This window comes from Microbacterium sp. MPR-TSA4 (assembly GCF_058792815.1).
In genome coordinates this window covers 1-18,501 of the sequence record NZ_JBXAFF010000048.1, presented here as the reverse complement: position 1 = coordinate 18,501, position 18,501 = coordinate 1, and the positions used below count along the sequence as shown (strand labels likewise).

At 73.9% G+C, this 18,501-nt stretch carries 17 protein-coding genes; 4 read left to right on the top strand and 13 right to left on the bottom strand.

Annotated elements, in window-relative coordinates; all coding sequences use genetic code 11:
- Nucleotides 1-43 precede the first annotated feature (43 nt).
- The 7 genes from AC1Q49_RS14125 to AC1Q49_RS14095 form a co-directional block, all read right to left on the bottom strand.
- Nucleotides 44-1,804: an AMP-dependent synthetase/ligase gene (locus tag AC1Q49_RS14125; RefSeq protein ID WP_492492916.1), complete on the bottom strand. Its 1,761-nt coding sequence runs from the start codon at nt 1,802-1,804 to the stop codon at nt 44-46.
- A 211-nt stretch (nt 1,805-2,015) separates the two neighbouring features.
- The gene (locus AC1Q49_RS14120) at nt 2,016-2,975 is read right to left on the bottom strand and encodes an alpha/beta hydrolase (protein ID WP_060960370.1); all 960 of its coding nucleotides are present in this window, start codon (nt 2,973-2,975) and stop codon (nt 2,016-2,018) included.
- Between the two features lie 133 nt (nt 2,976-3,108).
- Complete coding sequence (locus tag AC1Q49_RS14115; RefSeq protein ID WP_492492913.1) at nt 3,109-3,807, bottom strand: DNA/RNA helicase; 699 nt, start codon at nt 3,805-3,807, stop codon at nt 3,109-3,111.
- 196 nt (nt 3,808-4,003) lie between these two features.
- Nucleotides 4,004-5,377 (bottom strand): FAD-dependent oxidoreductase, encoded by a 1,374-nt coding sequence (locus tag AC1Q49_RS14110; protein WP_205282346.1) that lies wholly within the window; start codon nt 5,375-5,377, stop codon nt 4,004-4,006.
- Nucleotides 5,378-5,441: 64 nt separating this feature from the next.
- Nucleotides 5,442-6,503, bottom strand: coding sequence for a polyprenyl synthetase family protein (locus AC1Q49_RS14105; RefSeq protein WP_082734227.1), 1,062 nt, complete (start codon nt 6,501-6,503; stop codon nt 5,442-5,444).
- Nucleotides 6,504-6,547: 44 nt separating this feature from the next.
- Complete coding sequence (locus AC1Q49_RS14100; RefSeq protein WP_060960366.1) at nt 6,548-7,261, bottom strand: demethylmenaquinone methyltransferase; 714 nt, start codon at nt 7,259-7,261, stop codon at nt 6,548-6,550.
- A 9-nt stretch (nt 7,262-7,270) separates the two neighbouring features.
- Nucleotides 7,271-7,858, bottom strand: a complete 588-nt coding sequence (locus AC1Q49_RS14095; protein WP_101305641.1) for a DUF402 domain-containing protein — start codon at nt 7,856-7,858, stop codon at nt 7,271-7,273.
- A 68-nt stretch (nt 7,859-7,926) separates the two neighbouring features.
- Here AC1Q49_RS14095 and AC1Q49_RS14090 point away from each other — a divergent pair, with 68 nt between their 5' ends.
- Nucleotides 7,927-9,189, top strand: a complete 1,263-nt coding sequence (locus AC1Q49_RS14090) for an isochorismate synthase (RefSeq protein ID WP_061782305.1) — start codon at nt 7,927-7,929, stop codon at nt 9,187-9,189.
- Between the two features lie 52 nt (nt 9,190-9,241).
- Here AC1Q49_RS14090 and AC1Q49_RS14085 read toward each other — a convergent pair whose 3' ends face one another.
- From AC1Q49_RS14085 to AC1Q49_RS14075, 3 genes are read right to left on the bottom strand one after another with little or no spacing between them, the layout of a single operon-like run.
- The gene (locus tag AC1Q49_RS14085) at nt 9,242-10,105 is read right to left on the bottom strand and encodes a polyphosphate kinase 2 family protein (RefSeq protein WP_492492909.1); all 864 of its coding nucleotides are present in this window, start codon (nt 10,103-10,105) and stop codon (nt 9,242-9,244) included.
- 39 nt (nt 10,106-10,144) lie between these two features.
- Nucleotides 10,145-11,950, bottom strand: a complete 1,806-nt coding sequence (menD, locus tag AC1Q49_RS14080) for a 2-succinyl-5-enolpyruvyl-6-hydroxy-3-cyclohexene-1-carboxylic-acid synthase (protein WP_492492907.1) — start codon at nt 11,948-11,950, stop codon at nt 10,145-10,147.
- Nucleotide 11,951: 1 nt separating this feature from the next.
- Complete coding sequence (locus AC1Q49_RS14075) at nt 11,952-12,365, bottom strand: PLD nuclease N-terminal domain-containing protein (RefSeq protein ID WP_061782303.1); 414 nt, start codon at nt 12,363-12,365, stop codon at nt 11,952-11,954.
- Nucleotides 12,366-12,449: 84 nt separating this feature from the next.
- Here AC1Q49_RS14075 and AC1Q49_RS14070 point away from each other — a divergent pair, with 84 nt between their 5' ends.
- The gene (locus tag AC1Q49_RS14070) at nt 12,450-12,728 is read left to right on the top strand and encodes a DUF4229 domain-containing protein (protein ID WP_101305638.1); all 279 of its coding nucleotides are present in this window, start codon (nt 12,450-12,452) and stop codon (nt 12,726-12,728) included.
- Between the two features lie 26 nt (nt 12,729-12,754).
- Here the strand turns inward: AC1Q49_RS14070 and AC1Q49_RS14065 are convergent, their stop codons facing one another.
- Genes AC1Q49_RS14065 through AC1Q49_RS14055 form a run of 3 tightly spaced genes read right to left on the bottom strand, consistent with a single transcriptional unit; the run spans nt 12,755 to nt 15,882 of the window.
- Nucleotides 12,755-13,741 (bottom strand): 1,4-dihydroxy-2-naphthoate polyprenyltransferase, encoded by a 987-nt coding sequence (locus AC1Q49_RS14065; RefSeq protein WP_101305637.1) that lies wholly within the window; start codon nt 13,739-13,741, stop codon nt 12,755-12,757.
- 56 nt (nt 13,742-13,797) lie between these two features.
- Entirely contained in the window at nt 13,798-14,949 is a 1,152-nt protein-coding gene (locus tag AC1Q49_RS14060) for an AMP-binding protein (RefSeq protein ID WP_492492903.1), read from the bottom strand.
- Nucleotides 14,950-14,970: 21 nt separating this feature from the next.
- Nucleotides 14,971-15,882, bottom strand: a complete 912-nt coding sequence (locus AC1Q49_RS14055; RefSeq protein WP_492492901.1) for a 1,4-dihydroxy-2-naphthoyl-CoA synthase — start codon at nt 15,880-15,882, stop codon at nt 14,971-14,973.
- A 91-nt stretch (nt 15,883-15,973) separates the two neighbouring features.
- Between AC1Q49_RS14055 and AC1Q49_RS14050 the strand changes: the two genes are divergently transcribed.
- Both AC1Q49_RS14050 and AC1Q49_RS14045 read left to right on the top strand, forming a co-directional pair.
- Entirely contained in the window at nt 15,974-16,522 is a 549-nt protein-coding gene (locus AC1Q49_RS14050; protein ID WP_061782299.1) for a hypothetical protein, read from the top strand.
- 28 nt (nt 16,523-16,550) lie between these two features.
- A partial coding sequence (locus AC1Q49_RS14045; protein ID WP_492492899.1) for an ATP-binding cassette domain-containing protein occupies nt 16,551-18,501 on the top strand: 1,951 nt, incomplete at its 3' end.

The window sequence follows — 18,501 nt, the reverse complement described above, 5'->3', positions numbered from 1 at the left end:
GGACGAGTCGGGCGGGTGGGACGGGGGAACGGGGTCGGAGCGGTCAGCTGTAGAGGGCGTCGATCGTGCGCGACTCGCGGTTCAGCAGCTCGCGCCGACGGATCTTGAGGGTGGGCGTGACGATCTCGCGGTCCTCGGCATCCGCGAACACGAGCGCGAAGCGGCGCACCTGCTCGCTGCGCGAGACCAGCGTGTTCGCATCGTCGACGGCGCGCTGCACGGCCGCCCGCAGATCGGGGTCGTCGAGGGCGACGCTGCGGCCGTCGTGGGCCGAGGTCACGGCGTCCTGATCGAGCACGATCAGCGCGGTCAGGTAGGGCCGCCCCTCCCCCACGGTGACCGCGGACGAGATGAGCGGGTGCTCCTCGATCGCCGCCTCCCAGCGCGCGGGCGCGACGGTCTTGCCGCCGGAGGTGGTCACGACATCCTTCACCCGGCCCTGCAGCACCAGCCGGCCGCGCTCGTCGAGCGTGCCGAGATCGCCGGTGCGGAAGAAGCCGTCCACGAACGCCTCGCGGTCATCGTCCGGGTTGCGGTAGCCGGAGAACACGCCGACGCCCTTGGCGAGCACTTCGCCGTCGTCGGAGATGCGCACGGTCGAGCCGGGTAGCGGCACGCCCACCGTCCCGGAGCGGATGCGCCCCGGGAGGTTGCCGGTGAGCGGCGCCGTCGTCTCGGTCAGGCCGTAGCCCTCGATGACGGGGATGCCCATCCCCCGGAACAGCAGCGACAGCCGCGACGGCAGGGTGGCGCCTCCGGAGAGGACGTAACGGATCCGCCCGCCCATGAGCGCGCGGATACGACGGTAGAACAGCGCGTCGAACAGGCGCCGACGCAGCGAGAGGCTCCACGAGGATGCCGGGACCTCGCCGTCGTCGATCCGCTCCTCCCGGCGTGCGGCCTCCACGGCGGTCCGCGCCGCCGCGGACCACACGCCGCCCAGACGCTTCTCGGCGGCCTTGGAACCGGCAGCCGCGGCGATCTTCTCCAGGATGCGCGGGACCACGACCAGGAAGGTCGGGCGCAGGACCGACAGCGACGCGACGACCTCCGACGGCTCGGAGAGGTGGGCGATGCGCATGCCGCTCGCCAGGCAGATCAGCTGCAGCCCGCGGGCGAGCACGTGCGCCAGCGGGAGGAAGATCACGGTGCTGCCGTCGGCACGCACGATGTCGGAGTAGGCGGCCGCGATGTTGAGCACCTGCCCCAGGAAGTTCTCGTGGGTGAGCACGACGCCCTTCGGCGTGCCGCTGGTGCCGGAGGTGTAGACGATCGTCGCGGGCGATCCGGGTCCGGCCTGCGTCCGGGCCCGCTCCAGCGCGTCGTCGCCGATGCCGGCCCCGCTCGCGATGAGCGCGGGCAGGCCGTCGGCCAGCGAGATCACCGTCGCGAGGCCGGCCTGCTCCAGCGCGGCGCGGGAACGCGCGTCTCCGCAGAAGGCGACGCGCACCTGCGCGTCGTCGACGATCGCTGCCACCTGGCTCGGCGCCGAGGAGTCGTAGACGGGCACGACGACGCCGCCCGCGAACCAGACCGCGAGGTCGGCGACCGCCCACTCGTACCGGGTCGGAGCCATGATCGCCACGGCATCCCCCGCCTGGAGCCCTCCGGCGAGCAGCCCCTTGGCCACGGCGCGCACCTCGTCGGCGAAGGCGGCGGTGCGGACACCGCGCCAGCTCGCGCCGGCGCTGCGCACGTCGAACGCGACGTGGTCGGGTGCCTCCGCGACGCGGCGGACGAGGAGGTCGGTGACGTTGCGGTAGGCGGTCAGGTCGGCCAGTGGCGCGGTCGTCGCTTCTCTCACGGGCAGAGCTCTCCTTCGGATGGGGCGTGGCTACCTGGTGTTCGGAGCCGAGGCCCGATCGGATGGGATATCCGCAGCGACATCCTCGCACGCCGCGGAAACAGCCCCGGAGGGGTTGCATTACGGTCGACGTATGTGTAGCCGAGGGGGCGTGTTCGGTCGGCCCGCCGTCACACCCACGCCCTCACCGGCGCCCTCGCCGACGGCCTGATCAGGAGATCGCGCCGGACAGGAGCCAGCGCCGGAGCGCGGCGTACGCGGCATCCCTCGGGCCGGGGGCCGACAGGAAAACGTCGTGGATCGCGCCGTCGATGCGCGCGACCGTCACCAGCGGACCCAACCGCGTCGCGGCGCGGGCGATGTCGTCGACGACGAGCACACTGTCGGTCGAGGTCATCTGCGCGCTCCACAGCACGGGCGAGGTCGACCCGGTCGAGAGCATCGTGAGCACGGGCGCGTCGATCGTCACGCCCGCGGCGACCGTGGCGTGGCCACGCATGACCGCGGCCAGCCAGCCCGGATGGGTCGGGAAGCCCCGCTCGGGCCGCCACCCCTCAGGGCTGTCGGGCAGGGTGCCGAGCTCGCGCTGCGCGCGGGTGTAGAAGCCGAGGTCGACGACCGGGTGCGCCCCGAGCGGGTCGAAGCGCGCGCGCATCTCGATGAGCGGGGCGATCGCCTGACGCCCGATCGTGCCGGTCTGCAGCTCGAGCCACGGACTGTTGAGCACGACGGCGCTCGCGACGCCCGGATGCCGCGCCGCCCACAGGCTGAGCGTCAGCCCGCCCGTGGAATGTCCCAGGAGCACGAGCCGTCGCCGGCTCGCGCCGTCGTGTCCCATCGCGGCCAGCGCCGCCGCGATGTCGCCGTCGTAGTCCTCGAGGGCGGCGACGTAGCCGGGGGTCTGGCCGGGGCGCAGGCTGCGCCCGTAGCCGTGCAGATCCAGCGCGTAGAACCGGGCGCCGAGGCCCGTCCACAGCCGGGCCAGCCCGGTCTGGAAGAAGTAGTCCGACCACCCGTGCACGTACAGCACGTCGACGCCGTTCAGGGCGCGCAGCCACGGCATCCGCGGGAGGGAGCGCACGAGGGTGGCAGGACCGGCGTCCGCCTCGAGCTCGAGCGTGAGCTGTTCGAAGCCCGGCCCGAGGATGTCTGCGCCCCACCCGCCCGCCATGCCGCCAGCCTATCGGCGGGACCCGTGCGCGGCACGGATGCCGGCCTCGCCGGCGCGAGCGGAGGAGATTTCTCCTCGGGAGGACGGATGCCGCGAAGACGACCTCCCGACGCGAAATCTCCTCCCGAGCGGTTCATCGTGCAAGGTGGAGCCGTTGCGGCCCGACATGATGGCCGCCGTCGATCTGCAGGACGAGCCGCTCACCGATGAGCAGATCGACGCGGTGGCCGGCGATCCAGATCTGGCGCCGCAGCGGCAGACGCATCCACCGCAGCCGGGGCACGACGAAGGTCTCGAGCCCCGAGTCGGACCAGACCTCCGCCGCGGCGAGCACGCGGCGCGCACAGGCCGGAAGACGAAGCCGCGCGAGCGCCGCGGCATCCATCTCCGCATTCCGCAGCGCCGACTCCCACACCGCCAACGCGACCTCGAACGGCTGGCACGCGGCGACAGCAGCGAGCACGTTCTCGGGGGCATCGACCAGGGCATCCGGATGCCGCGGAACCACCGGCCGCGCCCAGTGCACGACCGCGGTGGCCGTCGGCGCCCTCCCCGCGTGCGCGTGAGCGGCGACGTGGACCCGCGTGTCGTCGTCGCGCACCCACCACCCGCGCCGGCGCGCCTGCGTCACGCACGAGATCACCACGCCCGACCGTGCCGCCGCGATCAGGTGCGGGTCGGCATCCGTTACGGCCAGCCAGCCGCGGGCCACGCGCACCAGCTCCCGCCGCGCCACCGCACGGTCGAGCGCACCGCGCCCGTATCCGGCTCGCCCGATCCGGTCGCTGCGGACCACGCCCCAGCGCTCTCGGGCCCACGTCGCGGCATCCATGTGCGACATCGTGACCCGCGGCGCATCCGGCGACCCCGCACGCCGCGGCATCCGTGTACAACCTGTCGCTTTCGCCCCGCTGGGGAGGAGCCGAAGCAGGCCGACCCGTGCGCGCCCACGGAGGAGATTTCCGTTCCGGAGGACGGATGCCGCGACACCGACCTCCCGACGCGAAATCTCCTCCCGAACCGACGGCTTACTCGCCGCGGGAGACCCGGACCATCTCGTCGCGGTCGACGACCTTGATGCGGGCGCGGTCCTCGGCCGCCCCGAGGGCGACCTCGTGCTCGTCCAGGCGGTGCCAGCCGTCGAGATCCGTCCACGCGACCCCGCGCGACTCCAGCAGCGCCGGGATCGCCTCGGCGGAGGGATCGGCCGGCTGCCACCACGACGCCTGGTCGTTGATGAGGTGGCTGATCGTCTCCATCGCGTCGGACTTGGTGTGGCCGATCAGTCCCACCGGACCACGCTTGATCCAGCCCGTGGCGTACACACCGGGGACCCGCTCGTTGGAGTCCTTGTGCAGCACCTGGCCCTCGTGGTTGGGGATCACGCCGTGCTTCTTGTCGAACGGGACGCCGGGAAGCGGGGAGCCGAAGTACCCGACGGCACGGTAGAGCTGCTGGATCGGCACCTCGCGCAGCTCGCCGGTGCCGACGACGCCGCCCTCCGCATCGGGACGGGTGCGCTCGTAGACGAGGGCCGCCACGCGCCCGGTGTCGTCGGTCTTGACCTCGACCGGCTTGGCCCAGAAGTGCAGGTGCAGCCGGCGCGACGCCTCACCACCGGCGTTGTTCACGCCCGGGCGCTGACGCCACGACTGCAGCACGCGGTCGATGACCATGACCTGCTTGTTGCTCGCGACCGCGGCGCGCGAGGCCTCGTCGTAGTCGAAGTCCTCGTCGTAGACGACCATGTCGACATCGCGCAGCTCACCGAGCTCGCGCAGCTCGAGCGGGGTGAACTTCACCTGCGCCGGGCCGCGGCGGCCGAACACGTGCACGTCGGTGACCTGCGACGCCTCGAGCCCGGCGTGCACGTTCGCGGGGATCTCGGTGACCAGGAGGTCCTCGGCGTGCTTGGCGAGCACGCGGGCGACGTCGAGCGCGACGTTGCCGTTGCCGATGACGGCGACGGATGCCGCATCCAGCGGCCATTCGCGCGGGAAGTCGGGGTGGCCGTCGTACCAGCTGACGAAGTCGGCCGCGCCGAACGAGCCGACGGCGTCGATGCCCGGGATGTCGAGCTCGGCGTCCTTGATCGCGCCGGTCGCGAAGATGACGGCGTTGTAGTGCTGCTTGAGGTCGTCGAGGGTGATGTCCTCGCCGAAGCGGACATTGCCGAAGATGCGGATGTCGCCGCGGTCGAGCACGTCGCGCAGGGCCGTGATGATGCCCTTGATGCGGGGGTGGTCGGGCGCCACGCCGTAGCGGACGAGCCCGTACGGGGCCGGGAGGTGGTCGAACAGGTCGATCGAGACGTCGAACTTGCGCTCCGCCTTCAGCAGGATGTCCGCCGCGTAGATGCCGGCAGGACCCGCGCCGACGATGGCCAGCCTCAGCTTGGTCATGGGTGTTTCCTTCGTGTTCTTGCGGTCGTTGAGCCCGGGCCGGCCGGCCCGCGCCGACACGCGATCAGCTGGAGCGGTCGACGATGACGTGGGCGAGTTTGACGAGCGCGTCGCGGACGGGGCCGGCCGGGAGCGGGTCGATCGCCTCGATCGCGGCATCCGCCCATTCGTACGCCTTCGCCCGGGTCGCCTCCGTGACCGCGTGGGTGCGCAGCTGCTCCATCGCCTCGTCGAGGATCGCCGGATCGGCGCCGTCGGCGATGCGGGCCACGCCGTCGTCGATCGTCGCCTTCAGCGCGCGCGACGCCGGGTCGGAGGCGCGTCCGAGCAGCAGATACGGCATCGTCGGAACGCCGGCGCGCAGGTCGGTGCCGGGGACCTTGCCGGTCTGTGCCGGATCGTCGGAGAGGTCGATGACGTCGTCGAGCAGCTGGAAGGCGACGCCCACCTTCTCGCCGTACTCCAGCGCGGGCCGGCGGTACTCGGACGGAGCATCCGAGAACAGGATGCCGGCCTGGGCGGATGCCGCGATCAGCGAGCCCGTCTTGTCGGCCAGCACCTGGAGGTAGAAGTCGACCGGATCCTCGCCCGCCTGCGCGCCGACGGTCTCGTGCATCTGACCGAGCACGAGACGCTCGAACGTGTCGGCCTGCAGGCGGATCGCCCGCTCGCCGATCTGCGCCATCAGCTGACTGGCGCGCGAGAACATGAGGTCGCCGGTGAGGATCGCGACGTTGTTGCCCCACACCGCGTGGGCGCTGGGAACGCCGCGGCGCACGTCCGCGCCGTCCATGACGTCGTCGTGGTAGAGCGAGCCCAGATGCGTCATCTCGAGCGCGGTCGCACCGGTCACGACCTGCTCGGTCGTGCCCTCGCCGAGCTGCGCGGTCAGCAGCGTCAGCATGGGCCGCACCCGCTTGCCGCCCGCCTCGTAGAGGTAGCGGGTCGTGGCGTCAGCGAGCGCATCGCTCACACGCAGTTCGCGGGCGAGGGTGTCCTCGACGCGGTCGAGGCCGTCTTCGACGACCGCGAGGAGCTTGCGCATCCGGGGACCGGCGAGCACGCGCTCGGTCAGGCCGAGATTGGCCGTCAGTCGCGCGCCGGCAGCGGAAGGGCTCGGAGTCACCATCCCAGCCTACCCGCGGCCGTCAGGTCCCGCCCGCCGCGGGCTCAGACCAGCGGCTTCACCGCGCGGTGCAGAGCCACGATGCCGAAGGTGAGATCGCGGTGCGCGACGCGGGTCCACCCGGCATCCCGGATCCACGACGACAGGGTCACCTGGTCGGGCCAGTCCTTGATCGACTCGTTGAGGTAGTCGTACGCGTCGGCGTTGGAGCTCACCGTGCGGGCGACGGTCGGGAGGATCCGGTCGTTGTAGAAGCGGTACAGGCCCGCGAAGGCCGCGTTCTGCGGGTGCGAGAACTCGCAGACGACGAGCCTGCCCCCGGGCGCGGTCACGCGCAGCATCTCTGCGAGCGCCTTCTTGGGGTCGTTGACGTTGCGCAACCCGAACGAGATCGTCACGACGTCGAACTCGTCGTCGGCGAAGGGCAACGCCATCGCGTCGGCCTCCACGAACGTGACGTTCGGGACGTGGCCGTGCCGGCGACGACCCTCGGCGATCATGCCGGGAGAGAAGTCCCCGGCCACGACCTCGGCGCCGCTGCGGGCGATCGCCACGGAACTGGCGCCCGTCCCCGCAGCCAGATCGAGGATGCGCTGGCCCGGGCGCGGCGCGATGGCGCGCGTCGTGGCGATACGCCAGAGGCGGTCGTTGCCGAGGCTGAGGACCGTGTTCGTGCGGTCGTACCCCGCCGCGACCTCGTCGAACATGCCGCTCACGCGGGACGGATCCTTGCCCAGGTCGGCGCGGTGCTCACTCACCCTTCGATCCTAGGCGCGGGTCCCGGCCCACGGTGCGCCCCCGCCGGGCGCGACCGCGTCGAGCACCGCCAGCCAGCGCGCGGCGGTGGCGCCGTCGTACGGTGCCCGCTCCGCGCGGACGTCGGCCTCGAGCGCGACCGCGACGTCCTCCAGGCGGTCGACGATCTCCCGCGGGTATCCATAGCGGACGCGGTGCTCGTCCCACTCGTCGCGGTCGTCGATCCAGATGCCCCGGCCGTCGCGGGCGCGCACGACGTCGAGGTCCATGTCGATGCCCGTCGGCGTCGGGATGCCGTCGGCGTCGGCCGCGGCATCCCATCGCAGATCCCACGCGATGTCGATGTAGATCGCGATGCGCGGGTGGGTCGCGTTGAGGGTCGCCGCGTACTCGCCGCTCGGCGGGACGAGCGTCACGTTGTCGCCGAGGCTGACCGTGTCGACGCCGGGGCGCGCGCTGCGCCAGCCGTCACGCTGGCCGACCCAGTCGCCGTGCTCGTCGCTGCCGAGGAACACGCACTCGTGCTCCCAATGCGGGCCGCCGTCCCACTTGCGCCAGCGGAAGACGAGCGGGGTGCCGGGCGCGGGGCGAGCGGTCATGGTCGCGAGCCTAACCGGCCGCCACCGTCGCCGCGGCCGGCGCGGACGCGGCGGATTAGGCTGAACGGGTGAGTTCCGCGCCGTCCCGTCCGCCCCGTCTGCGCATCGTGACCCGCGAGATCGCCCCCATCGACGACCCGCTCGAGTACGCCGACCCGGCCGATCCGCTGGTGTGGACCCGGCGCGGCTCGTGGCTGGTCGGTGTCGGCTCCGCCCTGACGCTCACGGCCTCGGCGACGGATGCCGCGACCCTCGCCGACCGCTGGCGCGAGGTCGCGGCGGCGGCGGTGGTCGACGACCACGTCCGGGCGCCGGGAACGGGGCTGATCGCCTTCGGCGCACTCCCCTTCGACACGCAGTCGGCCTCGTCGGCCGTCCTCACCGTGCCGCTGCTGACCGTGGGCTCGCGCGACGGGCGCACGTGGGCGTCGTGGGTGCTGCCCGAGGAGGGCGCCCCCGAACCCGACGAGCCTCGCGCCATCGGCTACGGACCGCACTGGTCGGCCGCGGTCGGCCCCGGCGCGCTCACCCCCGAGGGCTACCAGGACGCGGTGCGCGCGGGCCTCGCGGCGATCGCCTCGGGCGAGGTCAGCAAAGTCGTCCTCGCCCGCGAGCTGGCGGGCACGGTGCCGGCCGACGCCGACCTGCGCCGGCTGGTGCGCTCCCTCGCCTCGGCCTACCCCGACACCTGGGTCTACGCGGTCGACGGTCTCATCGGAGCCAGCCCCGAGACGCTCGTGACGGTCTCCGGGGGCCAGGTCACCGCGCGCGTGCTCGCCGGCACGGTGGCGCGCGGTTCGGGTCCGGATGCCGATCGCGAGGCGGCTCTGCGGCTCGCCACCAGCGCGAAGGATCTGGCGGAGCATCAGTACGCCGTCCGCAGCCTCGTCGACGCGCTCACCCCGCACACGAGCGCGCTGGCCGCCGCCGAACAGCCCTTCACCCTCGCCCTGCCCAACGTCTGGCACCTCGCCACCGACGTCGAGGCGACCACCTCGCCCGAGACGTCGGCGCTCGATCTGCTGGGCGTGCTGCATCCCACGGCGGCCGTCGCCGGAACACCGACGGCCGCGGCGCTCGCGGCCATCCGCCGCATCGAGCCGTTCGACCGCGGGCGGTACGCGGGCCCGGTCGGGTGGGTCGACGCCCACGGCGACGGGGAGTGGGCCATCGCGCTGCGCGGGGCGCAGTTCGACCTCGCGGCGACGGATGCCGGCGGCATCCCGTTCCGCGCCCACGCGGGCGCGGGGATCGTCGCGGGCAGCGACCCCGAGGCCGAGATGCTGGAGACCCGCGTGAAGTTCCGGCCGATCGTCGACGCGCTGGCGTAGGGCGTTTCGCCTCGGCGCTGCGCGCCGCGCTCAACGACCGGGCGCCGCGGGCTCAGGTCGCGGCGAGGCGGACCTTCTCGGCCTCCACGTCGAAGTCCGCCGCGGGCCACTGCGGATCGACGTCCTCGAGGGCGTCGAGCAGGAGCGCCTGGACGGCGAGGCGCGCGTACCACTTGCGGTTCGCGGGCACGACGTGCCACGGGGCGTTCGGCGTGGACGTCCGCTCGAAGACCGTCTGGTAAGCCGCCATGTATTCGTCCCAGCGCTGCCGCTCGTCGACGTCGCCGGGGTTGTACTTCCAGTGCTTGTCGGGACGGTCCAGCCGCTCCCGCAGCCGCTCCTTCTGCTCGTCGGCGGAGATGTGCAGCATCACCTTCACGAGGCGGATGCCGCGATCGGTGAGGACCTTCTCGAAGTCGACGATCGCCCCGTAGCGGCGCTCGATCTCCTCGGCCGGGGCCAGCGCACGCACCCGCCCGATGAGGACGTCCTCGTAGTGGGAGCGGTCGAAGACGCCGATGAGGCCCGGCGCCGGCACGCGCTTGTCGATGCGCCACAGGAAGTCGTGCGCGAGCTCCTCCGGCGTGGGCTTCTTGAAGGCGGCGAGCGCGATGCCCTGCGGGTCCACCGAGCCGACGACGTGGCGGACGATGCCGCCCTTGCCGGCGGAGTCCATCGCCTGGAGCACGAGGAGCACGGCGGGGGCGTCCTCCTGGATGCGGCTCTGCGCGTACAGGCGCTCCTGCAGCTCGTCCAGCTCGTCGGCGCCCGCGTCGAGGTCCGACCGGCCGCTGTTCTTGCCCTCCTCGTACCCCGGCGTCGAGGACGGGTCGAGGTCGGCGAGGCGGAATCCGAGGTCGGCGCGGAGGATGTCGGCGGGGTCGGCGCTCCAGTGCTTCTGGCTTCTCGCGGTCATCACCACATCATGGCGCGACCCCGGGGTTTCGGCCAGGGCTCAGCGATCGAGCGCGACCTCGACGATCTGACGGCCGGCCACGCGGGCGGTGAGCGCCTGATCCAGCTCGGTCCGCGTCGCGGCGCGGAGGTAATCCCAGCCGTAGGCCGCGGCGAGCGCGGCGACGTCGACGTCCTGCGGCGTGTAGAGCACCCGCTCCATCGCGGACGGCGCAGCCACCGACGCGACCTCGAGACCGTCGAAGATCGTCCCGCCCCCGTCGTTGCCGACGACCACCTGGAGGCGCGGGGCCTCCTCACCGACCGGCAGCAGCAGCGCGCCCACGTCGTGGAGGAAGGCGAGGTCTCCCGTCAGCACCCGGGTCACCCCGACCGCCGCGGTCGCCTGACTCGCGAGGGCGATGCCGGTCCCGGTGGCGATCGTGCCGTCGATGCCCGCCAGTCCGCGGTTGGCGTGGACCGGGACCTTCTTGCCGCCGAGCACCTCGTCGGCAACCCGCACCAGCCGCGACGACGCGAACAGCAGCCGGTCGTGCGGCCAGGTGGCCCGCCAGACGGCGTCGACCAGCGCGACCCGGTCGATCGGCCTGCGCGCGATCGCCAGTTCCGACGCGATCGCCCCCAGCCGTTCGGCGGGAACGGCCGACGACAGGGCCTCGGCGTCGGGCGCCGGCGGCGCGAGATCGACGGATGCCGCGCGCGACGCCCGCATCCACGCGCCGAACCAGTCGCGGTCGACGTCGCCCACGGCGGCGACGACCGCATCGACCGCGATCGACGACCCGTTGAGATTGAGGGGCTCCCCCGGCCCGCGCACCGCGAGCACCTCGACATCGTCGCGCGAGAGCACCGCGACGACCTCGCGACTGAGCGTCGGATGCCCGAACACGACGGCGCGTTCGATGCGACCGCCGAGCTCCGGGTCGCGGAGCAGGCGGCGGTAGCCGTGCACGAGGTTGCGGCCGAACCGCGCCCCGCTGACGATCTCGGCGACGAGCGGCCACCCGCCGGCGTGCGCCAGCGCCTCGGCGCCGGTCCCGGCATCCGCGCCGGCGATCACCACGGTGCGCGGTCCGCGCACGAGCACATGGGGGTCGCCGTCGGGATCAGTCGGCAGGTTCGACTCGCCGATGCCGCCGCCGCCCTGGTACAGCGCGCCCGACGGCTCGATCTGGACCGGATCCTCCGCGGCGACGTCGGGCCCGACGGGCGCGGTGTCCAGCTCGAGCTCCGGCGTGCCGAGCCACGGCGGCAGGCCGCCGGCCAGCGGGTCGCGCAGCGGCAGGTTGAGGTGCACGGGCCCGGCCTGACGGGTGCCCGCGCCGAGCGCCGCGGCGACCGCGTCTTCCGCCACCCGCCGCAGCATGGCGGACTGCTCCCCGGTGCCGTCGGCATCCACCTCGTCCGGCACCGGCAGATCCTCCTCCAGCCGCATGTTCGGAGCGAACATGCCGGGCTGGCGGGTGGTCTGGTTGGCGCCGACGCCGCGCAGCTCGGGCGGACGGTCGGCCGTCAGCAGGATCAGCGGGACACCGGCATGGTGCGCCTCCAGCGCGGCGGGAAGGAGATTGGCGACCGCGGTGCCGGAGGTGCACACGACGACCGCGGGCATGCCCGACTCGCGCCCGACGCCGAGCGCCGTGAAGCCGGCGACCCGTTCGTCGATGCGCACGTGCACGCGCACGGCGCCGCGGCTCTCCAGCTCGGCCGCGACGAGGGCCAGCGCCTGCGAGCGCGATCCCGGGCTGACGACCACGTGCCCCACGCCGAGCTCGACGAGGCGCCCGAGGAGCGCCGCGGCGGCATCCGTCGCCGGCGCGCGACCGGCGAGAGGGCTCTCGTCCATGTCAGGCGGCGCTGCCGCGACGGTTCTCGTCGGGGTCGTCGTCCGGGGCGGTCGCGGGTTCGTCGCCGGCGCCGCGCCGGCGGTCGGGCTCCGGGCCCTCGGAGTCGAGGGCGGCCAGCTCCGCCTCCAGGCGCCGGATGCGCTCGTCCTGGTCGGCGATCGAGATCGCGCCCAGGCTGCCGAGGAAGTCGGGGTTGTCGTCGGGGGCGCGGAAGGTGCTCGCCCGCTGGGGACGGCCGCGACCGACCACGAACCACATCACGCCGCCGATGATGGGCAGCAGCACCACGAGCAGGATCCAGACCGGCTTGCTGACGCCCCGATGGCGCGTCGGCGGCTGCAGGGCGCAGTCGACGATGCTGTACACCCAGAAGGCGATCAGCAACAGCGCCAGAGGCAGCAGAATGCGCACCACCCCTCCATCCTAGGCGCGCGCCGGCATCCTCGGCGGGCGCGGGCACGGGTACGGGCGCATGGACGACGCGCGTAGGCTGGAGGCATGCGTGTCCGTTCGGCCCTCGTCTACAGCGTGCTGCGTCTCCTGGTATTCGTGGTGCCGTTCGGGATCATGATGCTGTTCCCGGTCATGCGCGAGTACTACTGGCTGTCGGCGATCTTCGCCGCCCTCATCGGCCTGAGCCTGTCGGTGCTGTTCCTGCGCCGTCCGCTCGACGATCTGACCGCGGGCCTCGCCGAGCGTCGCGCGCGCCGCGCCGCGACCGACGAAGACGTCGAGGATGCCGCGGCCGACCAGGCCGCCGCCGCACCGACGGAGTGAGCGCGGGCGCCGGGTGACCGGTGCCGTCAGCCCGTGAACGCCCAGAACAGCAGCGCCGCGACGGCCAGCGACGTCAGCGACGTCAGCCCGAGCGCCACGACCAGCTCCCGCGGCGCGCGATAGGTCCAGACGATCAGGACGGCGCAGGCCGCGGGGATGAGCGCGAGCAGCGCCAGCCAGGCGAGCGGGTAGAAGACCGCCAGGAACGCCACGATCGCGAAGGCGCCGACCACCAGCACCGTGAACAGGATCTGCGTCGCCCGGCGCCCGATACGCACCGTGAGCGTGCGCTTTCCGGCGAGGCGGTCCTGATCGATGTCGCGGAGGTTGTTGGCCAGGAGCACGGCGCAGGCGAGGAGCCCGGCGATCACGCCGCCGAACCAGCTCTCCTGCGGCACGGTGCCGACCTGGACGAAGGTGGTGCCGACCGTGGCCACCAGGCCGAAGAAGACGAAGACGAACAGCTCGCCGAGACCGGCGTACCCGTAGGGACGCTTGCCGCCGGTGTAGAACCAGGCCGCCACCAGGCACGCGGCGCCGATCAGCGCCATCCACCAGTACCCCGTGCGCACGATGAGGGCGATACCGGCGGCCGCCGCGATGCCGAAGAAGACGAGGGCGACGATCAGGACGGTGCGCGGCTGCGCCTTGCGCGACGCGGTGAGCCGCGCCGGCCCGACGCGGTGGTCGTCGGTGCCACGGATGCCGTCGCTGTAGTCGTTCGCGTAGTTGACGCCGATCTGGATCGACACCGCGACGACGAGGCAGCACAGCGCGACCACCCAGCGCAGCGGCATCCCGCCGAGGAGCGCCGCGCCGGTGCCGATGAGCACGGGCGAGACGGCGAGGGGCAGGGTGCGCAGGCGCGCCGCGCCGATCCAGTCGCGCGCGGTGGCGCGCTCGACGTGCGCGGGGTCGCCGGAGAGCTGCGCCCTCTGCGGATTGCCGCGCGGCGTGTGCGCCGCGGAGCGCCGTCCCGAACGGGCCTTCTTCTTGCGGGTGCTGCCTGCCACGCGAGAATCCTATGCCCGCGGACGCATGAGTCCCCTGTGATGCCGACGCGGCGCGCTCACGCGCCGGCGTCCGCCGCGAGCCGGCGGAGGGCGGCGCGATCGGGCTTGCCGCTCGGCAGCAGCGGGATGGCGGCGACCGGCACGACCGCCCGGGGGCGTGCGGGCGCACCGATCTCGGCCTCGACGGCGGCGCGGATGCCGCGGAGGGCGTCATCGGCATCCCCCGCGCCGGCCGCGACGACCACGACCGACGCCTCGCCCCACCTCTCGTCGGGCACCGGGACCACGACGGCGTCGACGAGCCCGGGAAGTGTCCGCACCACCCGTTCGACGCGGTCGAGCGCCACGTTGATCCCGCCCGAGATGATGACGTTGTCGCGGCGACCGGTGATCGCGAGGCGTCCGTCGAACGCGCCGGCGTCACCGGTGCGGTACCAGCGGGTGCCCGCCGCGTCGCGGAAGAACGCGGCATCGGTGCGCGCGGCATCGCCCAGGTAGCCGTCCGCGAGGGTGGGACCCGACAGGAGCACCTCGCCGTCGTCGATGCGGACGCCGACGCCGTCGAGCGGCACGCCGTCGTAGACGCAGCCGCCCGCGGTCTCGCTCGATCCGTAGGTGCGCACGATGCGCACGCCGGCGTCGGCGGCGCGCGCGGCGAGCGCGGGGGCGAGCGCCTGCCCGCCCACCAGCACCGCCGAGAACCCGGCGAGTGCGCGGCGGGCGGCCGGATCGGGGTCGTCGAGGAGGGTCTGCAGCTGCGCCGGGACGAGGGACGTGTACGTCGGCACCGGCCGCCCCCCGTGGCTCGATGCCATGGAGGATGCGGCGGCGACGAACCCCGCCGTGCGGAACGGCCCCGACAGGAGGGCGGGCTCGCGTCCGGCGACGAGCGCGCGCACGAGCACCTGCACCCCGGCGATGTAGCCCGGCGGCAGCGCGAGCAGCCACGCCCCCTCGCCGATGCGCGCGCTCGTCGCGAGCGCCGAGGCCGTCAGCGCGGAACGGCTGAGCGCGACCGCCTTGGGGTACCCCGACGACCCGGATGTCGTGACGACCACCGCGGTGCCGGCCGGAACCTCCGCGGGCAGCGCATCTCCGGAACCGGACGGCGCGCCGAGGGCGATCGCGGGGCCCGCCCCCAGCACCGCGCCCCGCAGTCCGCGCAGCACCGCGCGCGCATCGGCGGCATCCACCCGCTCCAGCTTCACCGTCGCCTCCGCGCCGTCGCGTCAGTAGTGGTACGGATAGGGCGACCAGTCGGGGTCGCGCTTCTGCAGGAAGGCGTCGCGACCCTCCACGGCCTCATCGGTGCCGTACGCGAGGCGCGTGGCCTCGCCCGCGAACACCTGCTGGCCGACCATGCCGTCGTCGATCGCGTTGAACGCGAACTTCAGCATGCGGATCGCGGTGGGCGACTTGCCGAGGATCGTCCGCGCCATCGCGATCGCCTCGCGCTCGAGCTCCGCGTGCGGGACCACGCGGTTCACGGCGCCCATCTCGTAAGCGCGCTGCGCCGAGTACTCCTCCGCGAGGAAGAACACCTCGCGCGCGAGCTTCTGACCGACCTGACGCGCCATGTAGGCAGACCCGTACCCCGCATCGAACGAGCCCACATCGGCATCCGTCTGCTTGAACCGGCCGTGCTCGGCGCTCGCGATCGACAGGTCGCAGACGATGTGCAGCGAGTGCCCGCCGCCGGCGGCCCACCCGGGGATCACGGCGATGACGACCTTCGGCATGAAACGGATGAGCCGCTGCACCTCGAGGATGTGCAGCCGGCCGGCGCGGGCCGGGTCGGGGGCGGTCGCGTCGTCGGCCGCGTAGGTGTAGCCGTCCCGGCCGCGGATGCGCTGGTCGCCGCCGGAGCAGAACGCCCAGCCGCCGTCCTTGGGGCTCGGCCCGTTGCCCGTCAGCAGCACGACACCGATGCGCGGGTCCTGTCGCGCGACGTCGAGGGCCCGGTACAGCTCGTCGACCGTGTGCGGCCGGAAGGCGTTGCGCACCTCGGGCCGATCGAACGCGATGCGCGCGATGCGGCCGTCGCCGGAGACGTGCGCCGTGATGTCGGTGTAGTCGGCCGCGCCGGGCGCTAGCGTCCACGCGGTCGGATCGAACAGCTCGGAGACGAAGGTGTCGGTCACCCGGCCAGCCTACGCGCGGGCATCGCCATGGCGTCGTGAGGGTGTCGTCATATGGCCGGGACGGGTGGGCGACTCCCCCTACGCTGGGACGGTGACGTCGACCCCCCGCATCCTCGCCCTGTTCGCCGCCGGAGCCCTCGCGCTCGGCCTGTCGGCCTGCGCCTCGACGGGCGGCGGTGCGGCGTCGCCGACCGCGACCGACGCGACCGCGTCGCCGATCACCGCCGGCGCGTGCGAAGGGACCGAGGGCGTCACGCTCGTCGTCGACTCCTCCGCCCTGGCGGGCGGCACCTCCGACACGCGGTGCTACACGACCACCGCCGAGGTCGCCGTCGCCGACATCGTCGCCGCGGCCGGGCTCGAGATCGAGGGCACGAAGGAGTACGGCGACCAGGTGATCTGCCGCGTCGACGGGCTGCCCTCGGCATCCGAGCCGGTCGGCTCCACCCAGGACCCGGCGTATGTCGAGAAGTGCGAGTCGATGCCCGCCGCGTTCGCGTACTGGGCGCTGTGGACCAAGCCCGCCGGCGGCGCGTGGGACTACGCCCAGGAGGGCGTGTCGACGCTGACGGCTCAGCCGGGTGAGAGCGTCGAGCTGCTCTTCAGCCTGGACGGGGCGCCCGCGGCTCCCGCGGCCTGAGCGGCGCCGACGCGCGTAATCTCGGCGCGTGAGCTTCCGCCCCGGCCCCCTGCGTGCCGCCGCCGCGCTGGCGGTGGGCTTCGTCGCGGTGCGCGTGGGGTACCGGGTGCTCTTCCACGGCGCCGACGGCGCCGGGCCGGTGGTGCTGCCGCTGCCCCTGTGGCGCCTCGCGCCGCCGCTCGCCCACGTCGAGGTGCTCGGCCCCGCGACGGCGGGAGGGCTCTGGGATGCCGCGGTCAGCGCCCTGCCGATCGCGCTGACGATCCTCGCGTTCGGACTGCTCAGCGCCGTGCTCGACCTGCCGCGCCTGCTCGCCCGCGGCGCCCGGCGCGGCCCCTTCCAGGGCCTCGCCCGGGCGCTGTCGATCGGCTGGGCGACGCTGCCGTCGCTCGCCGACGCGGTGCGTTCGGCACGGCGGGCGGCGCGGCTGCGCGGCGAACGGGTCGGCGTCGCGGGCTCGGCCCGACTGCTCGCGCCGGTGCTCGAGGCGACACTGGAGCGTGCGAGCGCCGTCGCCGCGGCCCTCGAACTGCGCGGCTACGCCGGACGGGGGCTCGAGGGCGACTGCGCGCACCCCGTGGCCGGGCAGGACGTCGCGCTCGGGTTCGGCGCCGGCGATCCGGTCGTCGTGGCGGACGCGGTGGGGCGCGGCATCCGCCCGCGCGCCCTCACGGTGCTCACGGGAGCGACCGGGTCGGGCAAGACGACCCTGCTGCGGGCGCTGAGCGGCCTGCACAGCCATGTCGACGGCGGGTGGATCCGCGGCGAGCTGCGCGTCGCCGGACACGAGCGCAGCGCCACGGCGCCCCGGGATCTGTCGCGCGTCGTCGGCGTCGTGCTGCAGAGCCCGCGCGCCGCCTTCGCGACGACGCGCGTGCGGGACGAGATCGGCCTCGCCCTGGAGCTGCGGGGCGTGGCCCCCGTCGTCGTGGACGAGCGCGTCCGCGAGGTGGCGGTGCGGGTCGGGATCGTGGACCTGCTCGACCGCGAGCTGGGGGCACTGTCGGCGGGGCAGGCGACGCTCGTCGCGATCGCCGCCGCGATCATCGAGCAGCCGGTCCTCCTGCTCGTCGACGAGCCGCTCGCCGACCTCGACCGCACCGCCCGCGCCCGCATCGTGGCGCTCCTGGGCGCGCTCGCCCACGAGGCCGGCGTCTGCGTCGTCGTCGCCGAGCACCGCGGCGACGAGTTCGGCGCGGTCGCCGACGCGTGGCTGCGCATCGACGCGGGTGGTTCCCGCGGGCGGCCCGGGGTGCTCGCGACCGCGGGTGCTGAGCTTTCGGGTTCGGGGCTCGCGCAGGTAGGTCGTCCCCGACCGCCGCGGACGGCGCCCGACCCGGCGACCCCCCGGACTCCCGCCACGGAACCGGTGCTGTCGACCCGCGTCACCGTGCGGTACGCGGACCGCGTCGCCGTCGACGACGCACCGATCGCGCTCCACGCCGGCGAGATCGTGGCGCTCGTCGGCCCCAACGGCGCCGGCAAGTCGAGCCTGCTCGTCGCCCTCGCCACCGGCGCGCACGCCCGCGAGGTGCGACTGGTCCCCGATGACTCCGACGCGCTGTTCGTGCGCGACACCGTCGCCGCCGAGTGTCGGCGCACCGACCGGCGGGCGCGCCTGCCGGCCGGCACGACCGCCCACCGGTTGGCCGGGCTCCTCGGTCGCGGCAGCGACGACGAGGGCGGCGTGCAGGCGGCGCGAGAGCTGTGGCACCGGCATCCGCGTGACCTGTCCGCCGGTCAGCGGCGCTGCCTCGCTCTCGCGATCCAGACGGCGACCCGCGCCCCCGTCCTGCTCGTGGACGAGCCGACCCGCGGCCTCGACCCCGACGCGCGCCGCCTGGTCGACGCCGCCCTCGCGCGGCTCGCGGATGCCGGGACCGCCGTACTGATCGCGACCCACGATCCGTCGGCCATCGCCCGCGCCGACCGCGTGCTGCCCCTGGCGGCCGGACGGCTCGCCGCCTCGCCCGCCGCCC

Coding starts and splice junctions, on each gene's coding strand:
- AC1Q49_RS14095 (WP_101305641.1), bottom strand. CDS start 7,858: ATGACCGCTCGCCCCGCGCCCGGCACCCCGCTCGTCTTCCGCTGGCGC.
- menD (WP_492492907.1), bottom strand. CDS start 11,950: ATGGACGAGAGCCCTCTCGCCGGTCGCGCGCCGGCGACGGATGCCGCC.
- AC1Q49_RS14120 (WP_060960370.1), bottom strand. CDS start 2,975: ATGGCGGGCGGGTGGGGCGCAGACATCCTCGGGCCGGGCTTCGAACAG.
- AC1Q49_RS14085 (WP_492492909.1), bottom strand. CDS start 10,105: ATGACCGCGAGAAGCCAGAAGCACTGGAGCGCCGACCCCGCCGACATC.
- AC1Q49_RS14115 (WP_492492913.1), bottom strand. CDS start 3,807: ATGGATGCCGCGACGTGGGCCCGAGAGCGCTGGGGCGTGGTCCGCAGC.
- AC1Q49_RS14110 (WP_205282346.1), bottom strand. CDS start 5,377: ATGACCAAGCTGAGGCTGGCCATCGTCGGCGCGGGTCCTGCCGGCATC.
- AC1Q49_RS14070 (WP_101305638.1), top strand. CDS start 12,450: ATGCGTGTCCGTTCGGCCCTCGTCTACAGCGTGCTGCGTCTCCTGGTA.